Origin of the sequence: Paracoccus broussonetiae (genome assembly GCF_031854425.1) — a bacterium.
Taxonomy (GTDB): domain Bacteria; phylum Pseudomonadota; class Alphaproteobacteria; order Rhodobacterales; family Rhodobacteraceae; genus Paracoccus; species Paracoccus broussonetiae.
On sequence record NZ_JAVRQI010000009.1, the window covers coordinates 120,375 to 138,141 of the forward strand.

At 64.5% G+C, this 17,767-nt stretch carries 16 protein-coding genes; 6 read left to right on the top strand and 10 right to left on the bottom strand.

Features of this window, described 5'->3' with window-relative positions; genetic code table 11:
• Nucleotides 1–168 precede the first annotated feature (168 nt).
• The 10 genes from RM190_RS12990 to RM190_RS13035 form a co-directional block, all read right to left on the bottom strand.
• Nucleotides 169–1,191, bottom strand: coding sequence for an aspartate-semialdehyde dehydrogenase (locus RM190_RS12990; protein ID WP_311759879.1), 1,023 nt, complete (start codon nt 1,189–1,191; stop codon nt 169–171).
• 76 nt (nt 1,192–1,267) lie between these two features.
• Nucleotides 1,268–1,885, bottom strand: a complete 618-nt coding sequence (locus tag RM190_RS12995) for a glycosyltransferase family 29 protein (RefSeq protein ID WP_311759880.1) — start codon at nt 1,883–1,885, stop codon at nt 1,268–1,270.
• Entirely contained in the window at nt 1,882–2,916 is a 1,035-nt protein-coding gene (locus tag RM190_RS13000) for a glycosyltransferase family 4 protein (RefSeq protein WP_311759881.1), read from the bottom strand. The genes RM190_RS12995 and RM190_RS13000 overlap by 4 nt, the downstream gene beginning before the upstream one ends.
• A complete protein-coding gene (locus RM190_RS13005; protein WP_311759882.1) occupies nt 2,903–4,102 on the bottom strand; it encodes an MFS transporter in 1,200 nt (399 codons plus the stop codon). Before RM190_RS13005 ends, RM190_RS13000 begins: the two co-directional genes overlap by 14 nt.
• Nucleotides 4,103–4,167: 65 nt before the next feature.
• Entirely contained in the window at nt 4,168–5,412 is a 1,245-nt protein-coding gene (locus tag RM190_RS13010; protein ID WP_311759883.1) for an MFS transporter, read from the bottom strand.
• A gap of 71 nt (nt 5,413–5,483) precedes the next feature.
• Complete coding sequence (locus RM190_RS13015; RefSeq protein WP_390908396.1) at nt 5,484–6,647, bottom strand: TIGR03862 family flavoprotein; 1,164 nt, start codon at nt 6,645–6,647, stop codon at nt 5,484–5,486.
• A gap of 53 nt (nt 6,648–6,700) precedes the next feature.
• Nucleotides 6,701–7,729 carry a DNA polymerase III subunit delta gene (holA, locus tag RM190_RS13020; protein WP_311759885.1) on the bottom strand — a complete coding sequence of 343 codons (1,029 nt, stop codon included), beginning with the start codon at nt 7,727–7,729 and terminating at the stop codon, nt 6,701–6,703.
• Nucleotides 7,726–8,211 carry an LPS assembly lipoprotein LptE gene (gene lptE / locus RM190_RS13025; protein WP_311759886.1) on the bottom strand — a complete coding sequence of 162 codons (486 nt, stop codon included), beginning with the start codon at nt 8,209–8,211 and terminating at the stop codon, nt 7,726–7,728. Before lptE ends, holA begins: the two co-directional genes overlap by 4 nt.
• Nucleotides 8,198–10,735, bottom strand: a complete 2,538-nt coding sequence (gene leuS, locus RM190_RS13030; RefSeq protein ID WP_311759887.1) for a leucine--tRNA ligase — start codon at nt 10,733–10,735, stop codon at nt 8,198–8,200. The genes lptE and leuS overlap by 14 nt, the downstream gene beginning before the upstream one ends.
• A gap of 66 nt (nt 10,736–10,801) precedes the next feature.
• The gene (locus tag RM190_RS13035; protein WP_311759888.1) at nt 10,802–11,266 is read right to left on the bottom strand and encodes a DUF3576 domain-containing protein; all 465 of its coding nucleotides are present in this window, start codon (nt 11,264–11,266) and stop codon (nt 10,802–10,804) included.
• A gap of 445 nt (nt 11,267–11,711) precedes the next feature.
• On the opposite strand from RM190_RS13035, the gene RM190_RS13040 reads away from it, so the two are divergent.
• The 6 genes from RM190_RS13040 (at nt 11,712) to pnp (ending at nt 17,735) form a co-directional block, all read left to right on the top strand.
• The gene (locus RM190_RS13040) at nt 11,712–12,725 is read left to right on the top strand and encodes a porin (RefSeq protein ID WP_311759889.1); all 1,014 of its coding nucleotides are present in this window, start codon (nt 11,712–11,714) and stop codon (nt 12,723–12,725) included.
• Nucleotides 12,726–12,794: 69 nt separating this feature from the next.
• Nucleotides 12,795–13,448, top strand: coding sequence for a YggS family pyridoxal phosphate-dependent enzyme (locus RM190_RS13045; protein WP_311759890.1), 654 nt, complete (start codon nt 12,795–12,797; stop codon nt 13,446–13,448).
• Between the two features lie 102 nt (nt 13,449–13,550).
• The gene (locus RM190_RS13050; RefSeq protein ID WP_311759891.1) at nt 13,551–14,318 is read left to right on the top strand and encodes a calcium-binding protein; all 768 of its coding nucleotides are present in this window, start codon (nt 13,551–13,553) and stop codon (nt 14,316–14,318) included.
• A 151-nt stretch (nt 14,319–14,469) separates the two neighbouring features.
• Nucleotides 14,470–14,739 (top strand): 30S ribosomal protein S15, encoded by a 270-nt coding sequence (gene rpsO / locus RM190_RS13055; RefSeq protein ID WP_311759892.1) that lies wholly within the window; start codon nt 14,470–14,472, stop codon nt 14,737–14,739.
• Nucleotides 14,740–14,949: 210 nt separating this feature from the next.
• Nucleotides 14,950–15,285, top strand: coding sequence for a hypothetical protein (locus RM190_RS13060; RefSeq protein ID WP_311759893.1), 336 nt, complete (start codon nt 14,950–14,952; stop codon nt 15,283–15,285).
• A gap of 305 nt (nt 15,286–15,590) precedes the next feature.
• Nucleotides 15,591–17,735: a polyribonucleotide nucleotidyltransferase gene (gene pnp / locus RM190_RS13065; protein ID WP_311759894.1), complete on the top strand. Its 2,145-nt coding sequence runs from the start codon at nt 15,591–15,593 to the stop codon at nt 17,733–17,735.
• Nucleotides 17,736–17,767 lie beyond the last annotated feature (32 nt).

A 17,767-nucleotide genomic window follows, 5' to 3' on the forward strand; every position in this document is an offset into this window, starting at 1 on the left:
ATCAGCTTTTTCCCTAGCGTCGTCTTTGGCGCCGCCAATCGGATGATCGACCTTTGCAGGGCGATGGATCGCTCCATTTCAGTCGGGACATTGTCGCGCGGGCCTGTCGGGGGAAAATGAAAATGGCGCCCCGAGGGACGCCATAATCACACAGGCACTGCGCCGGGTTCAGCCCTTCTTCAGGCACCGGTTCCCCAGCAGTTCGGCGATCTGGACCGCGTTCAGCGCCGCGCCCTTGCGCAGGTTGTCCGAGACGATCCACATGTTCAGGCCGTTCTCGACGGTCACGTCCTGCCGGATGCGGCTGATGAAGGTCGCGAAATCGCCGACACATTCGACCGGGGTCGAGTAGCCGCCCGGTTCGCGCTTGTCGATGACAAGAATCCCCGGTGCCTCGCGCAGGATGTCGCGGGCCTCGTCCTCGTCCAGAAAATCCTCGAACTCGATGTTCACCGATTCCGAGTGACCCACGAAGACCGGCACGCGAACACAGGTCGCGGTCACCTTGATCGACGGGTCGACGATCTTCTTCGTCTCGGCCGTCATCTTCCATTCTTCCTTGGTGTCACCGCTGTCCAGGAAGACGTCGATCTGCGGGATCACGTTGAAGGCGATCTGCTTCTGGAACTTCTTCGGCTCGACTTCCTGACCGGGGACATACATGCCCTTGGTCTGGTTCCACAGCTCGTCCATGCCGTCTTTCCCCGCGCCCGAAACGGACTGGTAGGTCGAGACTACGACGCGCTTGATGCGGGCGCGATCATGCAGGGGCTTGAGCGCGACAACCATCTGAGCAGTCGAACAGTTGGGGTTCGCGATGATCATCTTGTTGCGGTAGTCCTCGACCGCGTCCGGGTTCACTTCCGGCACGACCAGCGGGATCTGGGGATCATAGCGATAGAGCGACGAGTTATCGATGACCACGCAGCCTTGCGAAGCGGCAATCGGGGCATAGATCTTGGTCGCGTCCGACCCGATCGCAAACAGCGCGATATCGTAGCCGGTGAAGTCGAAGCCCTCGATATCCTTGCACTTCAAAGTCTTGTCGCCAAAGCTGACCTCTGTGCCAAGGCTCCGGCGCGAAGCCAGAGCAACAACCTCATCGGCAGGGAACTCGCGCTCGGCGAGAATGTTCAGCATTTCACGGCCCACGTTCCCCGTGGCGCCGGCGACAACGACCTTGTAGCCCATCTGGGGGTCTCCTCATCTAAGGACGAGGAGATATAGGTCAGGAAACCGGGAAAAGGAAGCGGTTTCCGTGGGCTAATCAGCGGATATGCCGGATGCGTTGGTCATTTTTAAGTAGATTTGACACGAATTCTGCCTCTTTGCCGAAGTCATGCGGCACTTTGCCCGCATCCCGACTGCCTGACAGCGATAATGAGGCAAAGAAATCAAAGCCGTAAAGCTCAAGCCCCGCCGCGGGCGAGCGTGCGATCAGGTCGATCATCATCGCGCCCGTGGTCGGCGGGGCGTCCAGCCGGTCGCGCAAAGCCGCGAAGTCGCCCAGCGGATGCAGGTAGAAACCGGGGCTGCTGGCCGATTCCCAATCCAGTCGCTTGCGCTTGTGCGACATCCACAGGATGCGGGCCGGACCGATGCGGTCGCGGTCTGCCTGACGCAGACGCATCGCCAGCGCCAGCCAATCCGTCCGGCGTCCGTGGCTTTCGGGGCTGGTCATCGGCGCGCGGTTGATGCGGATGACCAGATCGGCGGCATCGATGCGTTCGCCATTGCGGCTTTCGGCCAGAGCGCGGGCATTTCCGACCAGCGCCAAGCGTTTGCCGGCAAGATCGCTCAGCAGGCGCGACTGGGGCACGGAAAGCCGCTGCAGCGCGTCCTCGTCCCGCAGGGTCCGCGCGAGCAGGAAGCCAAGCCGGTTCATCCGAGCAGCTTTCGATAGACGGCGACGATGGCGCGGGCCTCGTCTTCGATCGAGTGGTTGGCTTCGACATTGGCGCGGGCGGCGCGACCGGCGGCGATGCGCGCCGCGTCGTCATCCAGCCAGTGGGCCAGCGCATCGGCAAGCGAACGGGCGTCGTCACGGGCGACCAGACTGCCCGTCTCGCCATCGCGGATCAGGGTTTCGAAGGCGCCGACGCCGCGGGGCGCGACCACGGGAACGCCGCAGGCCATGGCCTCAAGCGGGGTCAGGCCGAATCCCTCCCATCGGGCCGGGGCGGCGAAAAGATCGATGGCCTGATAGTTCTGGACCACCTCCTCCCACGGAACCTCACCAAGGAAGCGGATCCGATCCGCCAATCCCGCCGCACTGATCCGAGCCATAAGCTCGTCGGTGAACTTCTGGTTGTCGGCGGTGACGCGGCCGGTGAAGATCAGCTTTGCCCGCGGGCGCGAGGGGAACAGGTCCAGAGCGGCTTCGACCAGCAGGTCGACGCCTTTTTGCGCGCGGATGCGCCCGAAACAGCCGATCACGATGTCCTGCGGGGCAAAACCCATGCGCGCGCGCAGGGCTTCGCGCTGGTCCGAAGGGTGAAAGACGGTCAAATCGACCCCATGCAGGATCACTGTCGCCGGGCGCTCAAGATAACTGGCGGCCTGGGGCGAGGTCGCGATCAGGGCGTCCTGCTGGCGGATCAGCCAGCGGGTGAAGCCGGTATGGGCGCGCTGCGCCGCCGACGTGAAGAGCAGCCGATAACGGCGCCCCAGCAGCCGGCGCAGGATCAGGCCCAATGCCATTTCGGTGTTCCGGCGCGCGTGCCAGACGCGCCAGCGGTCGCGCGGCAGCGTCGCCGCGCGGGTCAGCGGGATATGCGGCAGCTCGGGCGGCAGGCCGGGGCCGGTGGTGACGATGCCGATCATCCTCGACTGGATCGGGATCAGCCGCACGACCGTGGCCGTGACGCCCGACAGGCGACGTTTCAGGTTGGGCGCGACGACGTCAATTTCGTGCATGGCGATCCTCGGGACTGAACAGATAGAAAACCAATCCGATCGCCAGAGGTATCAGGAAGAACATGAAAATGTAACCGTAAGCCGCCGGGGGCTCATGCCGGGCCGAGGTGGCCAGATAGACCGGCCGCGACAGGAACTGCATCACCCCGACCCCGGCGATCGAGATCATGTTGAGAAAGGTGATGCCGCGCCCGACCAGGTGATGGGGCAGGAAGGCGCGCCCGTGCGACATGATCAGCGAATAGGAACTGTCCGAGATGCAGACCATGACCAGCAGCGTCGCCGACAGCCCAAGGCTGGTGCCCGGCGCCAGCATCAGCGTGGTCAGCACCAGGCACAGCAGGACGGTATTGGCGATCGAGGTGCGCTTGTCGGACCCAAACAGCCGCACGATCCAGCCGACCGACAGGTTCGCCGTGACCATCGCGACCCCCATGCCCAGCGTGACCCAGCCGATCGCATAGTCGCTGGCGCCGAAGACCTCGGCCAGATACGGCCCGGCCCAAAGCCCTCGGATGCAGGCGGATGCAGCATAGGTGACGCCCAGAAGCGGCAGGATGAACCACAACTCGCGCACTTTCAGCAGGTCGCGCAGCCGTGCCGGAGGCAGCTTGCCCGCGGGACGGTCGGGGTTCCTGACGCAGGTGAAGACGGTCAGCGCGACGGCCAGGGTAACCAGCATCAGCGCCAGCAGCGTCTCGCGCCAGCCGAGCTGGTTGCTGACCCAGACCAGCGGAGCCGCACCCAGCATGTTGCCCAGCGATCCAAGTCCCACGACCGCGCCATTCGCCGCGCTCAGCGATGCCGGGGGCAGGGTCCGGGCAAATATGAAGAAACTGCCCATCATCACCGGGGCGCAGCCGACGCCCAGCAACGCCATCGCCAGATGGACATGCCAAGGGGCGGTCGCCAATGAGAAGACCAGCGCGCCACCCGCTCCGCCGAGACCCAGCAGGACGGCGACGGTCTCGCGTGGGCCAAAACGGTCCAACGCCCAGCCGACCGGCACCTGCATCGCGGCAAAGGCGATATACCAAAGCCCGGAAGACAGGGCCAGATCTGCCGGACCCGCGCCAAGCTCGGCGTGAAGCGTCGGTGCAAGCACTGCCAGGAATGCGCGGTAGAACTGGCTGAGCGTATAGCCCAGCACAAGGGACAGAAGTCCCGGCGACATGATCCAGCGCATTTTCTGGTCCCTCGGTTGCGGCCGGCAAGCTGCGTCAGCGGCCTGCCAAGTTCAAGCCGTGGCGATCACGCGGCGGCAAGGCGTGCGGGCGCCTCGCGCACGGGCAGATGGATCAGGGCGCTGAAGGCACCGACACCGACGCCGATCCACCAGACCATGGTGTAGTCGCCATAGGCATCATACATCTTGCCGCCCAGCCAGACCCCCAGGAACGAGCCGAGCTGGTGGCTGAGGAACACGAAGCCGTAAAGCGTCCCCATGTAGCGCAGCCCATAGATATAGGCGACAAGACCCGAGGTCAGCGGCACCGTCGCCAGCCACAGCGCCCCCATCACGACCGAAAAGATGACGACGCTCGTCGGCGTGATCGGCATCAGAATGAAAGTCGCCGCCGCAATCGTCCGCAGGGTATAGACGCCCGCCAGCAGGTATTTCTTGCTGTAGCGCTTGCCGAGCCACCCCGCGAAGATCGCCCCCGCGATATTGGCCAGCCCGATCAGCGAAATCGCCGCAGCCCCGAGCGCCGAGGTCGTGGTGATGCCTAGGCTTGCCAGGGTTCCGGTCGGACTGATCGGCCCGCACATCTCGGTAATCATGGCGGGGAAATGGGCGGTGATGAAGGCCAGCTGATACCCACAGGAAAAGAAGCCCGCGAAGATCATCAGATACGAGGGGTCGGTAAAGGCGCGCTTCAGGACGCTGCCCATGCTTTCCTCAAGCTCGGATCGTGGGGCGGGCTTGCCGTCGCCCAGAAGCGGCAGGAAGAACAGGCAGGCCAGCACCAGGACGCCAAAGATGATGAAGACCGACTGCCAGGAATAGAAGCCCAGCAGCGCCTCGGCCAACGGCGCGCCGAAGACCTGTCCGGCAGAGCCTGCCGCCGTGGCGATGCCAAGCGCAAGGCTGCGATTTTCGTCGCTGGAAGCGCGGCCGATGATCGCAAGGATGACGCCAAACCCGGTTCCGGCGATGCCAAAGCCGACCATCACCTCCAGCAGCTGCATCGTCGCGGGGTCGGTGGCATGGGCGGTCAGGATCAGCCCGGCGGAATACAGGAACGCCCCGATGATGATCGACCAGCGATCACCCCAGCGTTCGCCAAGTGCGCCGAAGATCGGCTGGCCAATGCCCCAAGCCAGGTTCTGGATCGCGATCGCCAGGCTGAACTCGGCCCGTGGCCAGCCGAATTCGCTGGCGATCGGGATCTGGAAGACCCCGAAACTGGCCCGTAGGGCAAAGTTGATCAACAGGATGAGCGAGCCGCCGATCAGGACCGGCGTGAACAAAGAGGCGCGGGAGGCGTTCGTCATCGGCATCATCCTTGGTATGGCAGTCGATTCCTGCGCGGGAGTTTCGACAAGGTCAATGGTCCGTCTGGGGTCTAGCGGGGCCTGAGACCAAGTTTCATCGCCGCGCCGGTCCCCGCCAGCCGTCCCGAAGCCAGGCAGGCGGTCAGCAGATAGCCCCCGGTCGGGGCTTCCCAGTCCAGCATCTCGCCCGCGGCGAAGACGCCCGGCAGGACCGACAGCTCCAGCCGCTCGCCCAGGGCTTCGGCCATGATTCCCCCAGCCGACGATATGGCGCGATCAAGCCCTGCCGCCCCGTCATGGCGAAGCGGCAGGGATTTCGCGGCTGCGGCCAACCCGTCGGGATCCGCGGGCAGGGGCTGCCCCCATTCCATCAGCAGCGCCGCACGCATGGGGTCGCCCAGCACCCGCCGGATCCGGTTCCCGACGGAAAGACGCGCTGGCGCGCGATAGAAGCGACGCGCAAGCTCGGCCAGCGGCAGGTCGGGGGCAAGGTCGATCCGTCCGTCCTGGCCGTCCCGCAGGGCCTGCGCGATTTCGTAGATACCGCCACCCTCGACGCCCTGGGCAGTCACCACCCATTCGCCGCGGCTGACCAGTGCGCCCGCGCTGATCGCGGTGCCCTTGACCGCCTGTCCGAAATGCCGGGTCATCGCGGCGGACCAGTGAACGCGGAATCCCATGTTCGCGGGGCGGAACGGCGCGATCCGAACGCCCTGCCCGGCCAGCCACGGGATCCATGTGGCATCCGACCCCAGCCGTGGCCAGCTTGCGCCGCCAAGGCCAAGGACTGCGACATTGGGGTCCAGCAGGACAGCGCCGTCCGGGGTGTCGAAGCGCCAGGCCTGCCCTTCGAACCCGGTCCAGCGCCAGCGGGTGCGAAGATCGACCCCCTGCCCCCGCAATCGCGAAAGCCAGGCCCGCAGCAGGGGCGAGGCCTTCATCCCGACCGGAAAGACGCGGCCGGTCGAACCGGTGAACATCTCGATCCCCAGCCCCTTGGCCCAGCGGATCGCCTCGGCCGGGCCGAACTCGTCGATGCCAAGGGCGTGGCCTGCGACCTGCCCGACACCTTGCAGCATGGGACCGTGCAGGCGCCGGCTGAAGGCGTCCCGCCCCTCGTTCTTGGTCAGGTTCAGGCCCGACTTGCCCGCCATCAGGAATTTTCGGGCCGGGGTCGGCATGGCCTCGGCCACCAGAACGCGTGCGCCCTGCCCGGCCAGCACCTCGGCCGCCATAAGGCCCGCGGGGCCGGCACCGACGATCAGCGCATCGACCCGCGTGGCAGCGTTCACCGCCCGCCCCGCGGCATCATGCAAAGCCGCAGCAGCATCCGCTCCATCACCGCAAGGGCTGGCGCGCGGGATGCCGAGCGCAGGGAAAGGTCGGTGTCGATCAGCTGGTGAATGGCATCCTCCAGCGCGCGCATTCCCCATACCTGCGCCTGCCGCAGCATCCGGTCGCGCCGAGGGCCAAAGACGGGCGGGCGCAGGCGCGCCAGACCGGCCCCCGGCCCACCGGGATCGGACGAGGCGGCATGAAGGGCCCGGAAATGGCGCAACGCGGCGATGCAAAGCGTGACGGGCAGGATTCCCTGCGCCTCGATCCGCCGCATCAGCAGAGCAAATTCACGAGCGCGCCCCTCGGCCACGGAATCGATCAGCTCGTCCACCTCGGCCTCGATCGTCGCGGGGGCAAGATCGGCGATCTCGGCCGGGGTCAGCGGCGTCGGGTCGCCATGCTTGTAAAGGCCGATCTTTTCCACGGTCTGGCGAAAATCGCCGGGATCGAGCGCGCGACTGAGCAGTGCAAGGTCGCGCATGGCATCGCGCGGCACTTCGCGCAGGCCCGCTTCGGCCAGCCAACGGGTGATCTCTTCCTCGCCGGGTGGATCGTCATAGATCGGGGCGGTGACCGCGGCGGGATGGGGTTCGAACAGCTTGCGCAGGGCCGAGGACTTGGACAGCCCGCCCGCGGCCACGACAATGACTGCGTCCCCGCTGCGCCAATCGGCGATTGCCGCCGCGATGGCCGGGGCGGCTGCATCGGGCGTGTCATCGACCAGCACCAGACGCTGGCCGGGAAAGAATCCCACCGCCTTGACCGCATCCATCAGCGCCGCCGGATCCTTGCGCAGGTCGCCGCCGGGCAATCGGGTCAGGCGCATTTCCTCATCTGCGTTGTCGCCGACCAGCGCCTTGACCGCCTCTGCGCGCTTCAACGCGACGCGCATCGCATCCTGACCATAGATCAGCAGAGCCGGGCGCGTAGGATCTGGGCGCGCAAGATAGCGGGCGATCTCGGCGCCCTTCAGGATCATGGAATCGTCGCGGGATCGACGGCCATCAGCCGTGTCACCACCATGTCGGCCAGCAACCGGGCCAGGCGTTTATGCGCGTCCTGTTCCGCCGCCATTGTCGCGATGGTGGTGCCGGTCGTCGAATACGAGGTAAAGCTGCTGACCTGCCCCCGCGTCACGGGACGTCCGGTGGCCGCCTCGGTCAGGGTAAAGATGACACTGCCGTTCAGGGCGTAACGTGTCGTGACCTCCTCCGGCGTGATCGCTTGGGGCACCACAGCGATGCGCATTTCCCAGTCAAGCTGGTAGGTGGCCGAGGTTTCGGCCCCCATCCGCTCGGCGATGCGGCCGGCAAAGGCGAAATCGTCGGGCGATTTCGGATCGGCCGTGCGAACCTTTCCGAACAGCTTGCCCCCCGTTCCCCCCGGCCCATAGACCGGAGAGAAGCCGCAGGCCGCCGCGATCAGCGGCGCGATAAGCAGCGCGCGCCTAGACCACGACATTGACGATGCGTCCGGGCACGACGATCAGCTTTTTCGGCGCCGCGCCTTCCATGAAGCGCTGGACGGTTTCGTCGGCCAGAACAATGGCCTCGATCTCTTCCTTCGGCATATCTTTCGGCACCTCGATCTCGGCCCGACGCTTTCCGTTGATCTGGATGGGCAGCACCACGCTGTCCGAGACCAGCAAAGCCGGGTCCGCCTTGGGCCAGGCGGCGTCGACCACCATGCCCTGCCCGCCGGCTTTCGACCAGAGCTCTTCGGCAAGGTGCGGGACCATCGGCGCCAGAAGCTGGGCCAGGATTCGCAGCGCCTCGCGGCGGGATTCGCCGCCAGCGGGTGACTTGCCAATGGCATTCGCCAGTTCATAGAGCTTGGCGACGGCCTTGTTGAAGGCAAAGCCCTCGATCGCCTTGGTCACGTCGGCAATGGCGCGATGCGCGGCGCGCAGCAGTTCCTGATCGCCCTCGCCCTCCGGATTTTCGTCGGACAAGCGCCAGACGCGCGCCAGGAACTTGTTCGCGGCCTCGGCTCCGGCGGCGGTCCATTCGACGTCACGCTCCGGCGGGCTGTCGGACAGCATGAACCAGCGCGCGGTATCGGCGCCGAAATTGGCGACGATGTTCACCGGGTCGACGACGTTCTTCTTGGATTTCGACATCTTGGCCGAGGGGATGACCTCGACCGGGCTGCCATCCGCCAGTCTGCCGTCCGTGATGGATTCGGGCAGGTGATAGACCGGACGACCGCGTTCGTCGCGGGTCATGTAGATCTCGTGGGTGACCATGCCCTGCGTGAACAGCGCGTCGAAGGGTTCTTTCGCCGTCTCGGGCAGGTGGCCGGTCTTGACCATCGCGCGGGCGAAGAACCGCGAATAAAGCAGGTGCAGGATCGCGTGTTCGATCCCGCCGATATACTGGTCGACATTCATCCAGTAATCGGCGTCGGCGCGGTCGGTCGGCGTGGTCGCGCGCGGGGCGGTGAAGCGGGCGTAATACCAGGACGAATCGACAAACGTGTCCATCGTGTCGGTCTCGCGCCGGGCGGCCTTGCCGCAGACCGGGCAGGCGACGTTGCGCCAGGTCGGGTGGCGATCCAGCGGGTTGCCGGGCACGTCGAAGGTCACGTCCTGCGGCAGCAGCACCGGCAGGTTTTCCTTTTTCTCGGGGACGGTGCCGCAATCCGGGCAATGGACGACCGGAATCGGGCAACCCCAGTAACGCTGGCGCGAAATGCCCCAGTCGCGCAGGCGGAACTTGGTCACGCCTTCGCCATAGCCCGCGGTCTCGGCATGGGAGATGGCGGCGTTGACCGCGGCTTCGCCCGTCTGGTCGGTTTCGCCCGAGAAGCCGCGCACATAGGTCACGACTTCGGATTTCAGCGGCACATAGGGGGCGGCCGCGACCAACGCGTCGGCCTGTTCCAGCGACATGCCGCGCTCGCCAAAGGTCGCGCGGATCGGCAGGCCGTATTTCTGCGCGAATTCGTGGTCGCGTTCGTCATGGGCGGGCGAGCCGAAGATCGCGCCGGTGCCGTAATCCATCAGCACGAAGTTCGCGATCCAGATCGGCAATTCCCAAGTCGGATCAAGCGGATGGCGCACGGTCAGGCCGGTGTCGAAGCCCAGCTTGGGCGCGGTCTCGATAGCTTCCTCGGTGGTGCCGATGCGGCGGCATTCGGCGCAGAAATCGGCGATCTCGGGCCGGGTCTCGGCCAGCGCCTTGATCAGGGGGTGATCGGGCGACAGGGCAGCAAAGCTTGCGCCCATCAGCGTGTCGGGCCGGGTCGTATAGACCTCGACCGCGTCATAGCCTTGCGGCGCGTTCACCGTCTTGAAGCTGAATTGCAGGCCACGCGACTTGCCGATCCAGTTCTGCTGCATCAGCCGGACCTTTTCGGGCCAGCCGTTCAGGTTGGCCAAGGCAGACAGCAGCTCCTCGGAGTAATCCGAGATGCGGAAGAACCATTGCGTCAGCTCGCGCCGTTCGACCAGCGCGCCCGAGCGCCAGCCGCGCCCGTCTTCGACCTGTTCATTGGCCAGCACGGTCATGTCGACCGGATCCCAGTTCACCATCGCCGACTTGCGATAGATCAGCCCGGAATCAAGGAAATCCAGGAACAGTGCCTGCTGCTGGGCGACATATTCGTCGTCGCAGGTCGCGAATTCGCGGCTCCAGTCGATGGACAGGCCCAGCGGCTTCAGCTGCTCGCGCATGGTTGCGATATTGGCGTAGGTCCAGGTGCGGGGATGGCCGCCCTGCTCCATCGCGGCGTTTTCCGCCGGCATCCCGAAAGCATCCCAGCCCATCGGATGCAGGACTGAAAAACCCTGAGCGCGTTTGAACCGCGCCACGACGTCGCCCATCGTGTAGTTGCGCACATGCCCCATGTGGATGCGCCCCGAGGGATAGGGGAACATCTCGAGGACGTAATATTTGGGCCGTTCGTCCCGGATCGCGCGGAACGTCGCCGCGCTATCCCACGCCTCTTGCCAGCGCGGCTCGCTGATTGCGGGATCATAGGGCATGGGAACCTCCGGGCGTCAGATTGCCCGCAGGGTATTATATGCTGCTTCGCCGCAGGTCCAGCGGGGTCAGAGCTTGCCGTCGCGAACGCGCATCTGGCGGGCGCGGGTCAGGATCGCATCCTCGACCGCGCGGACGGTATCGGGCGCGACTGCGCTGCCGCCCGGTCCCTGCAGCGACACCTTCAGCGCGCGCGCATCCAGCGACGGGTCCGAAACCTTGACGGTCGCGCGATAGGAACGGCCGCCGCCGGGCGGAGTGCCATAGCCGGTGACGATGACCCCGGTGAACGGGTCAATGGTCTGGATCGGCAGGAAGTTGAGGACCTCGAGGCTGGCATTCCAAAGGTAGCGGTTCACCGCGACCGTGTCGTTCGAGCTGCGGCGGTTGCCGAACAGATCCCAAAGCGAGGCGCCCTCGGGCGAGACTTCGTCCGGTCGTCCGGTGTTCTGGCCCGAGCCCGAACCTGAGCAGGCGGCAAGCGCCCCGCAAAGAAACAGGGCGGCGGTCAGCCGTGCGGCGCGTCTGGTCATCTGTCATCCCCCGGATCGTCCTGGCCGAGCCATAGCGCAAATTGATGCCAAGCGACAAGAGAGCGGGTTGCGGGCGGCGGCGAACCCCGCCGCGTCGCCCCAAGGGCCGGCACGGTCCCCGCGATGGCCGCATATGGCGCATTGAACGGGGCGGTCCCGACCGTTCGGAATGCGGTCCGTTCGTTTGCGGCCCCATGGATCCCAGGTCGCGCATCCCACAAGAAACGTTGGCAAAAACCTCCATAAACAGGTGAGATACGATGCGTTCCGGGGCGATTCCGGGGTGGGTCGGCGGCGGGTGTGGCCCTTGTGCATCACCGTCCTTGCTAAAGGGGAAGCCCAGATTTGATTCCGTTGCAATGATTAGGGGAACAGGCGACACAGCGAACCATACCTCATGCCGGCCTGCCGGTTGGGGCACACGAGAGAGACAAGAGGGAAAACCATGAAAAAGGTTCTTTTCGCCACCAGCGCCCTGGTGCTTTCGGCTGGCTTCGCCTCGGCCGAAGTCGCTGTTTCCGGCGACGGCCGCATGGGTGTGATCTATGACGGCAATGACGCTCAGTTCTCGAGCCGCGCCCGCGTTCGCTTCAACCTGACCGGTGAATCGGATGCCGGCCTGTCGTTCGGTGGTGAGTTCCGCGTCGACCAAGAAAACTACAGCGACTACCCGGACTCGCTGCGTTCGGCCGCTCGCGGCACCGCCGGCGCTGTCTGGATTTCGGGCACCTACGGCAAGCTGTCGATGGGTGACACCGTTTCGGCTTCGGAAAACGCAATTGGCGACCTGTACGAAGTCGGCTACACCGACGGTACCTTCGCTGGTGACGTCGAAGAAATTTCGTACCTGACCGGCGACGGTGCAAACACCGACCAAGGTCCGAACATCCTGTACGAATACACCTTCGAGAACTTCTCGTTCTTCGCTTCGGCTTCGGACGGCTCGAACACCTCGGGTCCGGCAGTGACCGGCGTGGGTTTCGGCATCGACGATGAGGGCAACCAAGTCGACACCGCTTCGACCGCATGGAACGTTGCCGGTAAATACGAAGCCGAAAACTTCTGGGTCGCTCTGGGCTATGCCGAGCACGACGACGCGAGCGAGATCACCCTGGGTGCTGAAGGCAACTTCAACAACTTCTCGGTCAAAGGTATCTACGCTGACTACAGCGATCGCGGCATCGTCTTCGACGACGTCACTGGCGACACCGCTGTCGAATTCGACAAGACCTACGGTCTGAGCGCTGCTTACCAGATGGACGCCATCCTGCTGGAAGGCTTCTGGCGCCGTGACGAAACCAAAGGCGTTGCCGATGGCTTCGACGACGACTCGTTCGACTCGTTCGGTATCGGTGCTGAATACGACCTGGGCGGCGGCGCTGTCCTGGCCGGTGGTATCGTCGACACCGACTACCTCGACGACACCGTTGCCGACCTCGGTGTGAAATTCAAATTCTGATCCCTCGGGACAGCGATTTGACGAAGAGCGGGCCTTGTGCCCGCTCTTTTCTTTTGGGAATCTCGCGGCATGGGATTGATTGACATCAAGCGCCGCATTGCCGCGGCAGAAGCAGCCGCGGGCCGTCCGACTGGTTCGGTCCAGTTGATCGCGGTCAGCAAGGTGCAGCCCGCCGACAGGGTCGAGGCGGTGCTGGTTGCCGGCCAGCGCGTCTTTGGTGAGAATTATGTCCAGGAGGCGGCGGGAAAATGGCCCGATTGGCGCCATCGCTTTCCGCATGTCGAAGTCCACATGATCGGGCCGCTGCAAACCAACAAGTTGAAGCTGGCGCTGGACCTTTTCGACGCGATCCACACCGTTGACCGCCCCTCGCTTGCACAGAAGCTGGCGCGGCAGGTGCAGGCGCGCGGCAGCTGTCCTCAGCTTTTCGTACAGGTGAATACAGGGGTCGAGCCGCAAAAGGCCGGGATCCTGCCGCAAGATGCCGATGCTTTCGTGGCCGAATGCCGGGGCCTGGATCTGCCTCTGGCCGGGCTGATGTGCATTCCGCCCGACGATCAGGACCCTGTCCCCCATTTTGGCCAGCTTCGTGAGATCGCAGCGAGAAATGGCCTCTCCGGCCTGTCGATGGGTATGAGCGCCGATTTTGAAAGCGCGATCGCTGCGGGCGCGACCCATGTGCGGGTCGGCAGCGCCATCTTTGGCGCGCGCGACTATCGCTGAAGCCGCCGGCCACCGTTAACCCTTTTCCATCAAAGCACGTGTGCCGCGCAGCGCCCGGACCTAGTCTTCAGGACAGGTTCACGATTCTGCATGGTGTCGCGCATGTTGCTGCTGGGCAGCCTGATCGGGCTTCTGTTCATGGGGATGGCGGTCGACGCGACCGGTCCGTCGCCCATGCCAGCCCCCGAAACCCCGCCCGATGGAGATGAGGGGGACGAGCCGGGCAGTGAGGTCATCGGGTCCGAGGGATCGGACTGGCTGTCCGGCGGCGACGGCGACGACCTGTTGGACGGGCTTGGCGGAAACGACGATCTGCATGGCGGGCAGGGGGATGATACGCTGCGCGGCGGCGAGGGGACCGACTGGCTCTATGGCGATAGCGATTATGGCTCCGGCGGAAACGATCTTCTGACCGGGGGCGGAGGGGCGGATTCTCTGGCTGGACAGGGTGGCGACGACACGCTGGATGGAGGGGCGGGGGACGATACCCTGTTCGGGGGCGATGGCGATGATCTGCTGGAGGGGAATGATGATCCCGCGCGCGCCTGGCTGCACGGCGGCGACGGCCAGGACACGCTGCATCCGATGGCGGGGGACTTTGCCGAAGGCGGGGCCGGGCGCGACCTGTTCCTGCTGGATGAACCCGGAAGTGGCATGCCGGAAATCGGGGATTACCGTGCGGGCGAAGATATCATCGAACTTCGCTGGCATGGCGACGCGCATGAGCCTGAGCCTCTGCTGACGCTGGATCGTGACCGCGACGGGGCGACGGTGATCCGACTCGACGGCGAAGCCATCGGTCGCGTTCTGGGGGCAGGGGGCGTTCAGTTGCGCGACATCCTGATGACGCGCGTCCCGCATACGGGATAGGGCAGGATCGCTGAAAATCCTTTGCTTTCCCTGCAAATTCGCCTATACGCGCGCATCCGCCGGACCGAATCCCGGTGGACATCTCCACGGGCCAGCGCTGGACGACATCCCGGGCTGTGCCATAACTCTTTGATCCTGAAAGGAGACCCCGATGTCGATCACTGTTGAAGAAAAGAACCGCGTGATGGCTGAATTCGCGACCGCGAAAGGCGACACCGGCTCGCCCGAGGTCCAGGTTGCCATCCTGTCGTCGCGTATCGCGACGCTGACCGAGCATTTCAAAACGCACAAGAAAGACAATCACTCGCGTCGTGGTCTGCTGATGATGGTCGCGCAGCGCCGCAAGTTGCTCGACTACCTGAAGCGCAAGGACGAAGCGCGCTACACCAGCCTGATCTCCAAGCTGGGTCTGCGCCGCTGATCCGAGGCAGGACCGAATGACTGGAACGCCCGTGGCCAAGCCGCGGGCGTTTTTCATTGCGGCGGGCCATGGGCCGGGGCCCTAGAAGGCTTCGCGAGAAACAATTTAGACGAATCGGTCAAATCGACTAGGATGCCGGCGCGCTGCCATGCTGCGCGAATTTTTATATCTCCTAGTCCATTTTTCATGCGTCCGTGAAAGGACCGACCGATGAAATTTCCAGTGACATTCGTCGCCATTCTGGCGGCGCTTCTTGCATTGCCAGCGCTCGCCGAGAACGATCCGGCCGGGGCGGCTCGTCCGGGACCCGAGGAACTTACCCGGCAGGGTTACGTCAATATATCGCAGACTTATTGGTGGAATGAGCGGGCAGGGGCCTGCACGCTGCTCCCGGCGGACGAGGCGATGCCTGCAGTTGCCGCCAGGCCGGTGGTTTGCGGCATGATCCTGCATCAGGCTGCGGCAGAGCTTCCATCATGCAGGATGCCCGCCGCCGAAGCCGCAGGAACTGGCACCCGCTGCCTCGCCAGCATGACAGGGCGCTGAGGAATCCAGTTACGGGCTCTGGACCGCCAGGACGGGGCGACTGTCCCGTCCTTCCCCCGCGAGGGTCGCATAGTGATGAAGTGTGTTCGCCCGAGGCAACCGGTAGCCCCCCTGAAACCTCTGTTCCGCGCAGTGTGCGGAACCGCCTTCGCACTTCCCAAATCCCTTGTTTTGCTGTATGGCGCGTCCATCTGTGACGTGACGCTCCTGCCTCGGGGGCCATGCGAAGGATCGGGGCGGGCGGCAATGGGGCCGCCATATGACAGGACGTGACCGGAGGGCCGGCCGTTCCCAGAGGAAACCAGATGTTTGATGAAGTGAAGAAATCCATCCAGTGGGGCGAAGAGACGCTTACGCTGGAAACGGGCAAGGTTGCCCGTCAGGCCGACGGCTCGGTCATCGCCACCCTTGGCGAAACCAGCGTCATGGCCAACGTCACTTTCGCGAAAGAGCCGAAACCGGGGCAGGACTTTTTCCCGCTGACGGTCCACTATCAAGAGAAATACTATGCCGCCGGCAAAGTGCCGGGCGGCTTCTTCAAGCGTGAGGCGCGTCCGTCCGAAAAAGAGACGCTGACCGCCCGCCTGATCGACCGCCCCTGCCGCCCGCTGTTCGCCCCCGGCTTCAAGCATGAAGTCCTGGTGATGTGCACCGTGCTGAGCCACGACCTTGTCAACGATCCCGACATTGTCGCCATGATCGCCGCCTCGGCCGCGCTGACCCTGTCGGGCGTTCCGTTCATGGGTCCGATCGGCGCAGCTCGCGTCGGTTTCGCCAATGGCGAATACGTGCTGAACCCGGAAGTCCAGGACATGGACCAGCTGCGCAACAATCCCGAGCAGCGTCTGGACCTGGTCGTCGCGGGCACCAAAGACGCCGTGATGATGGTTGAATCGGAAGCCTATGAGCTGACCGAGGAAGAAATGCTGGGCGCCGTGAAATTCGGCCACGAGGCGATGCAGCCGGTGATCGACCTGATCATCGACCTGGCCGAAGTCGCCGCGAAAGAGCCCTTCAACTTCCAGTCGCCGGATTACAGCGCGCTTTATGCCCGCGTGAAATCGCTGGGCGAGGCCGACATGCGCGCTGCCTATGCGCTGCGCGACAAGGGCGAGCGTCAGGATGCCGTCGCCGCCGCAAAAGCCAAGGTCAAGGAAGCCCTGACCGAGGAAGAACTGGCCGACGCCAACCTGGGTTCGGCGCTGAAGAAGCTGGAATCGGGCATCCTGCGCGGTGACATCATCAACGGTGGCGCCCGTATCGACGGCCGCGACACCAAGACCGTCCGCGCCATCGACAGCGAAGTCGGCGTCCTGCCGCGCACCCACGGTTCGTCGCTGTTCACCCGTGGCGAAACGCAGGCGCTGGTCGTGACCACGTTGGGCACCGGCGATGACGAACAGATCATCGACGCCCTGCACGGCAACTTCCGCTCGAACTTCCTGCTGCATTACAACTTCCCGCCCTATTCGGTCGGCGAGGTTGGCCGCGTGGGTTCGCCCGGCCGCCGCGAGATCGGCCACGGCAAACTGGCATGGCGCGCGCTGCAGGCCGTGCTGCCGGCTGCGACCGACTTCCCCTATACCATCCGCGTCGTTTCCGAGATCACGGAATCGAACGGCTCGTCCTCCATGGCTTCGGTCTGCGGCGGCTCGCTGTCGATGATGGATGCGGGTGTCCCGCTGAAGGCTCCGGTTGCTGGCGTCGCCATGGGCCTGATCCTGGAAGACGACGGCAAATATGCGGTCCTGACCGATATCCTGGGTGACGAAGACCACCTTGGCGACATGGACTTCAAGGTTGCGGGCACCGAAAACGGGATCACCTCGCTGCAGATGGACATCAAGGTTGCGGGTATCACGCCGGCGATCATGGAGCAGGCTTTGGCGCAAGCCAAGGACGGCCGGATGCACATCCTGGGCGAGATGGCCCATGCCCTGACCGAAGGTCGCCGTGAGTTCTCGGCTCATGCACCGCGCATCGAGACCATGACCATCCCGACCGACAAGATCCGTGAAGTGATCGGCTCGGGCGGCAAGGTCATCCGCGAAATCGTGGAAACCTCGGGCGCGAAAGTCGACATCAACGACGACGGCGTCATCAAGATCGCTTCGGCCAATGCCGATTCGATCAAGAAGGCCTATGACATGATCTATTCGATCGTGGCCGAGCCGGAAGAGGGCAAGGTCTATATCGGCAAGGTCGTGAAGCTGGTCGATTTCGGCGCCTTCGTGAACTTCTTCGGCAAGCGCGACGGTCTGGTCCATGTGTCCCAGATTGCCAACAAGCGTCTGACCCACCCCAACGAGATCCTGAAAGAGGGTCAAGAGGTGAAGGTCAAGCTGCTGGGCTTCGACGATCGCGGCAAGGTCCGCCTTGGCATGAAGATGGTCGACCAGGAAACCGGCGAGGAGATCGCCCCCGAGAAGAAAGAAGAATCGGCCGAGTGATCGGACGTTCTTTTCCCTGATCGTGACCGGCC

Coding starts and splice junctions, on each gene's coding strand:
- rpsO (WP_311759892.1), top strand. CDS start 14,470: ATGTCGATCACTGTTGAAGAAAAGAACCGCGTGATGGCTGAATTCGCG.
- RM190_RS13005 (WP_311759882.1), bottom strand. CDS start 4,102: ATGCGCTGGATCATGTCGCCGGGACTTCTGTCCCTTGTGCTGGGCTAT.
- RM190_RS12990 (WP_311759879.1), bottom strand. CDS start 1,191: ATGGGCTACAAGGTCGTTGTCGCCGGCGCCACGGGGAACGTGGGCCGT.
- RM190_RS13015 (WP_390908396.1), bottom strand. CDS start 6,647: ATGGCGGCCGAGGTGCTGGCCGGGCAGGGCGCACGCGTTCTGGTGGCC.
- RM190_RS13010 (WP_311759883.1), bottom strand. CDS start 5,412: ATGACGAACGCCTCCCGCGCCTCTTTGTTCACGCCGGTCCTGATCGGC.
- RM190_RS13045 (WP_311759890.1), top strand. CDS start 12,795: ATGGGATTGATTGACATCAAGCGCCGCATTGCCGCGGCAGAAGCAGCC.
- holA (WP_311759885.1), bottom strand. CDS start 7,729: ATGATCCTGAAGGGCGCCGAGATCGCCCGCTATCTTGCGCGCCCAGAT.
- RM190_RS13000 (WP_311759881.1), bottom strand. CDS start 2,916: ATGCACGAAATTGACGTCGTCGCGCCCAACCTGAAACGTCGCCTGTCG.
- RM190_RS12995 (WP_311759880.1), bottom strand. CDS start 1,885: ATGAACCGGCTTGGCTTCCTGCTCGCGCGGACCCTGCGGGACGAGGAC.
- RM190_RS13060 (WP_311759893.1), top strand. CDS start 14,950: ATGAAATTTCCAGTGACATTCGTCGCCATTCTGGCGGCGCTTCTTGCA.
- lptE (WP_311759886.1), bottom strand. CDS start 8,211: ATGTCGTGGTCTAGGCGCGCGCTGCTTATCGCGCCGCTGATCGCGGCG.
- RM190_RS13040 (WP_311759889.1), top strand. CDS start 11,712: ATGAAAAAGGTTCTTTTCGCCACCAGCGCCCTGGTGCTTTCGGCTGGC.
- RM190_RS13050 (WP_311759891.1), top strand. CDS start 13,551: ATGTTGCTGCTGGGCAGCCTGATCGGGCTTCTGTTCATGGGGATGGCG.
- leuS (WP_311759887.1), bottom strand. CDS start 10,735: ATGCCCTATGATCCCGCAATCAGCGAGCCGCGCTGGCAAGAGGCGTGG.
- pnp (WP_311759894.1), top strand. CDS start 15,591: ATGTTTGATGAAGTGAAGAAATCCATCCAGTGGGGCGAAGAGACGCTT.
- RM190_RS13035 (WP_311759888.1), bottom strand. CDS start 11,266: ATGACCAGACGCGCCGCACGGCTGACCGCCGCCCTGTTTCTTTGCGGG.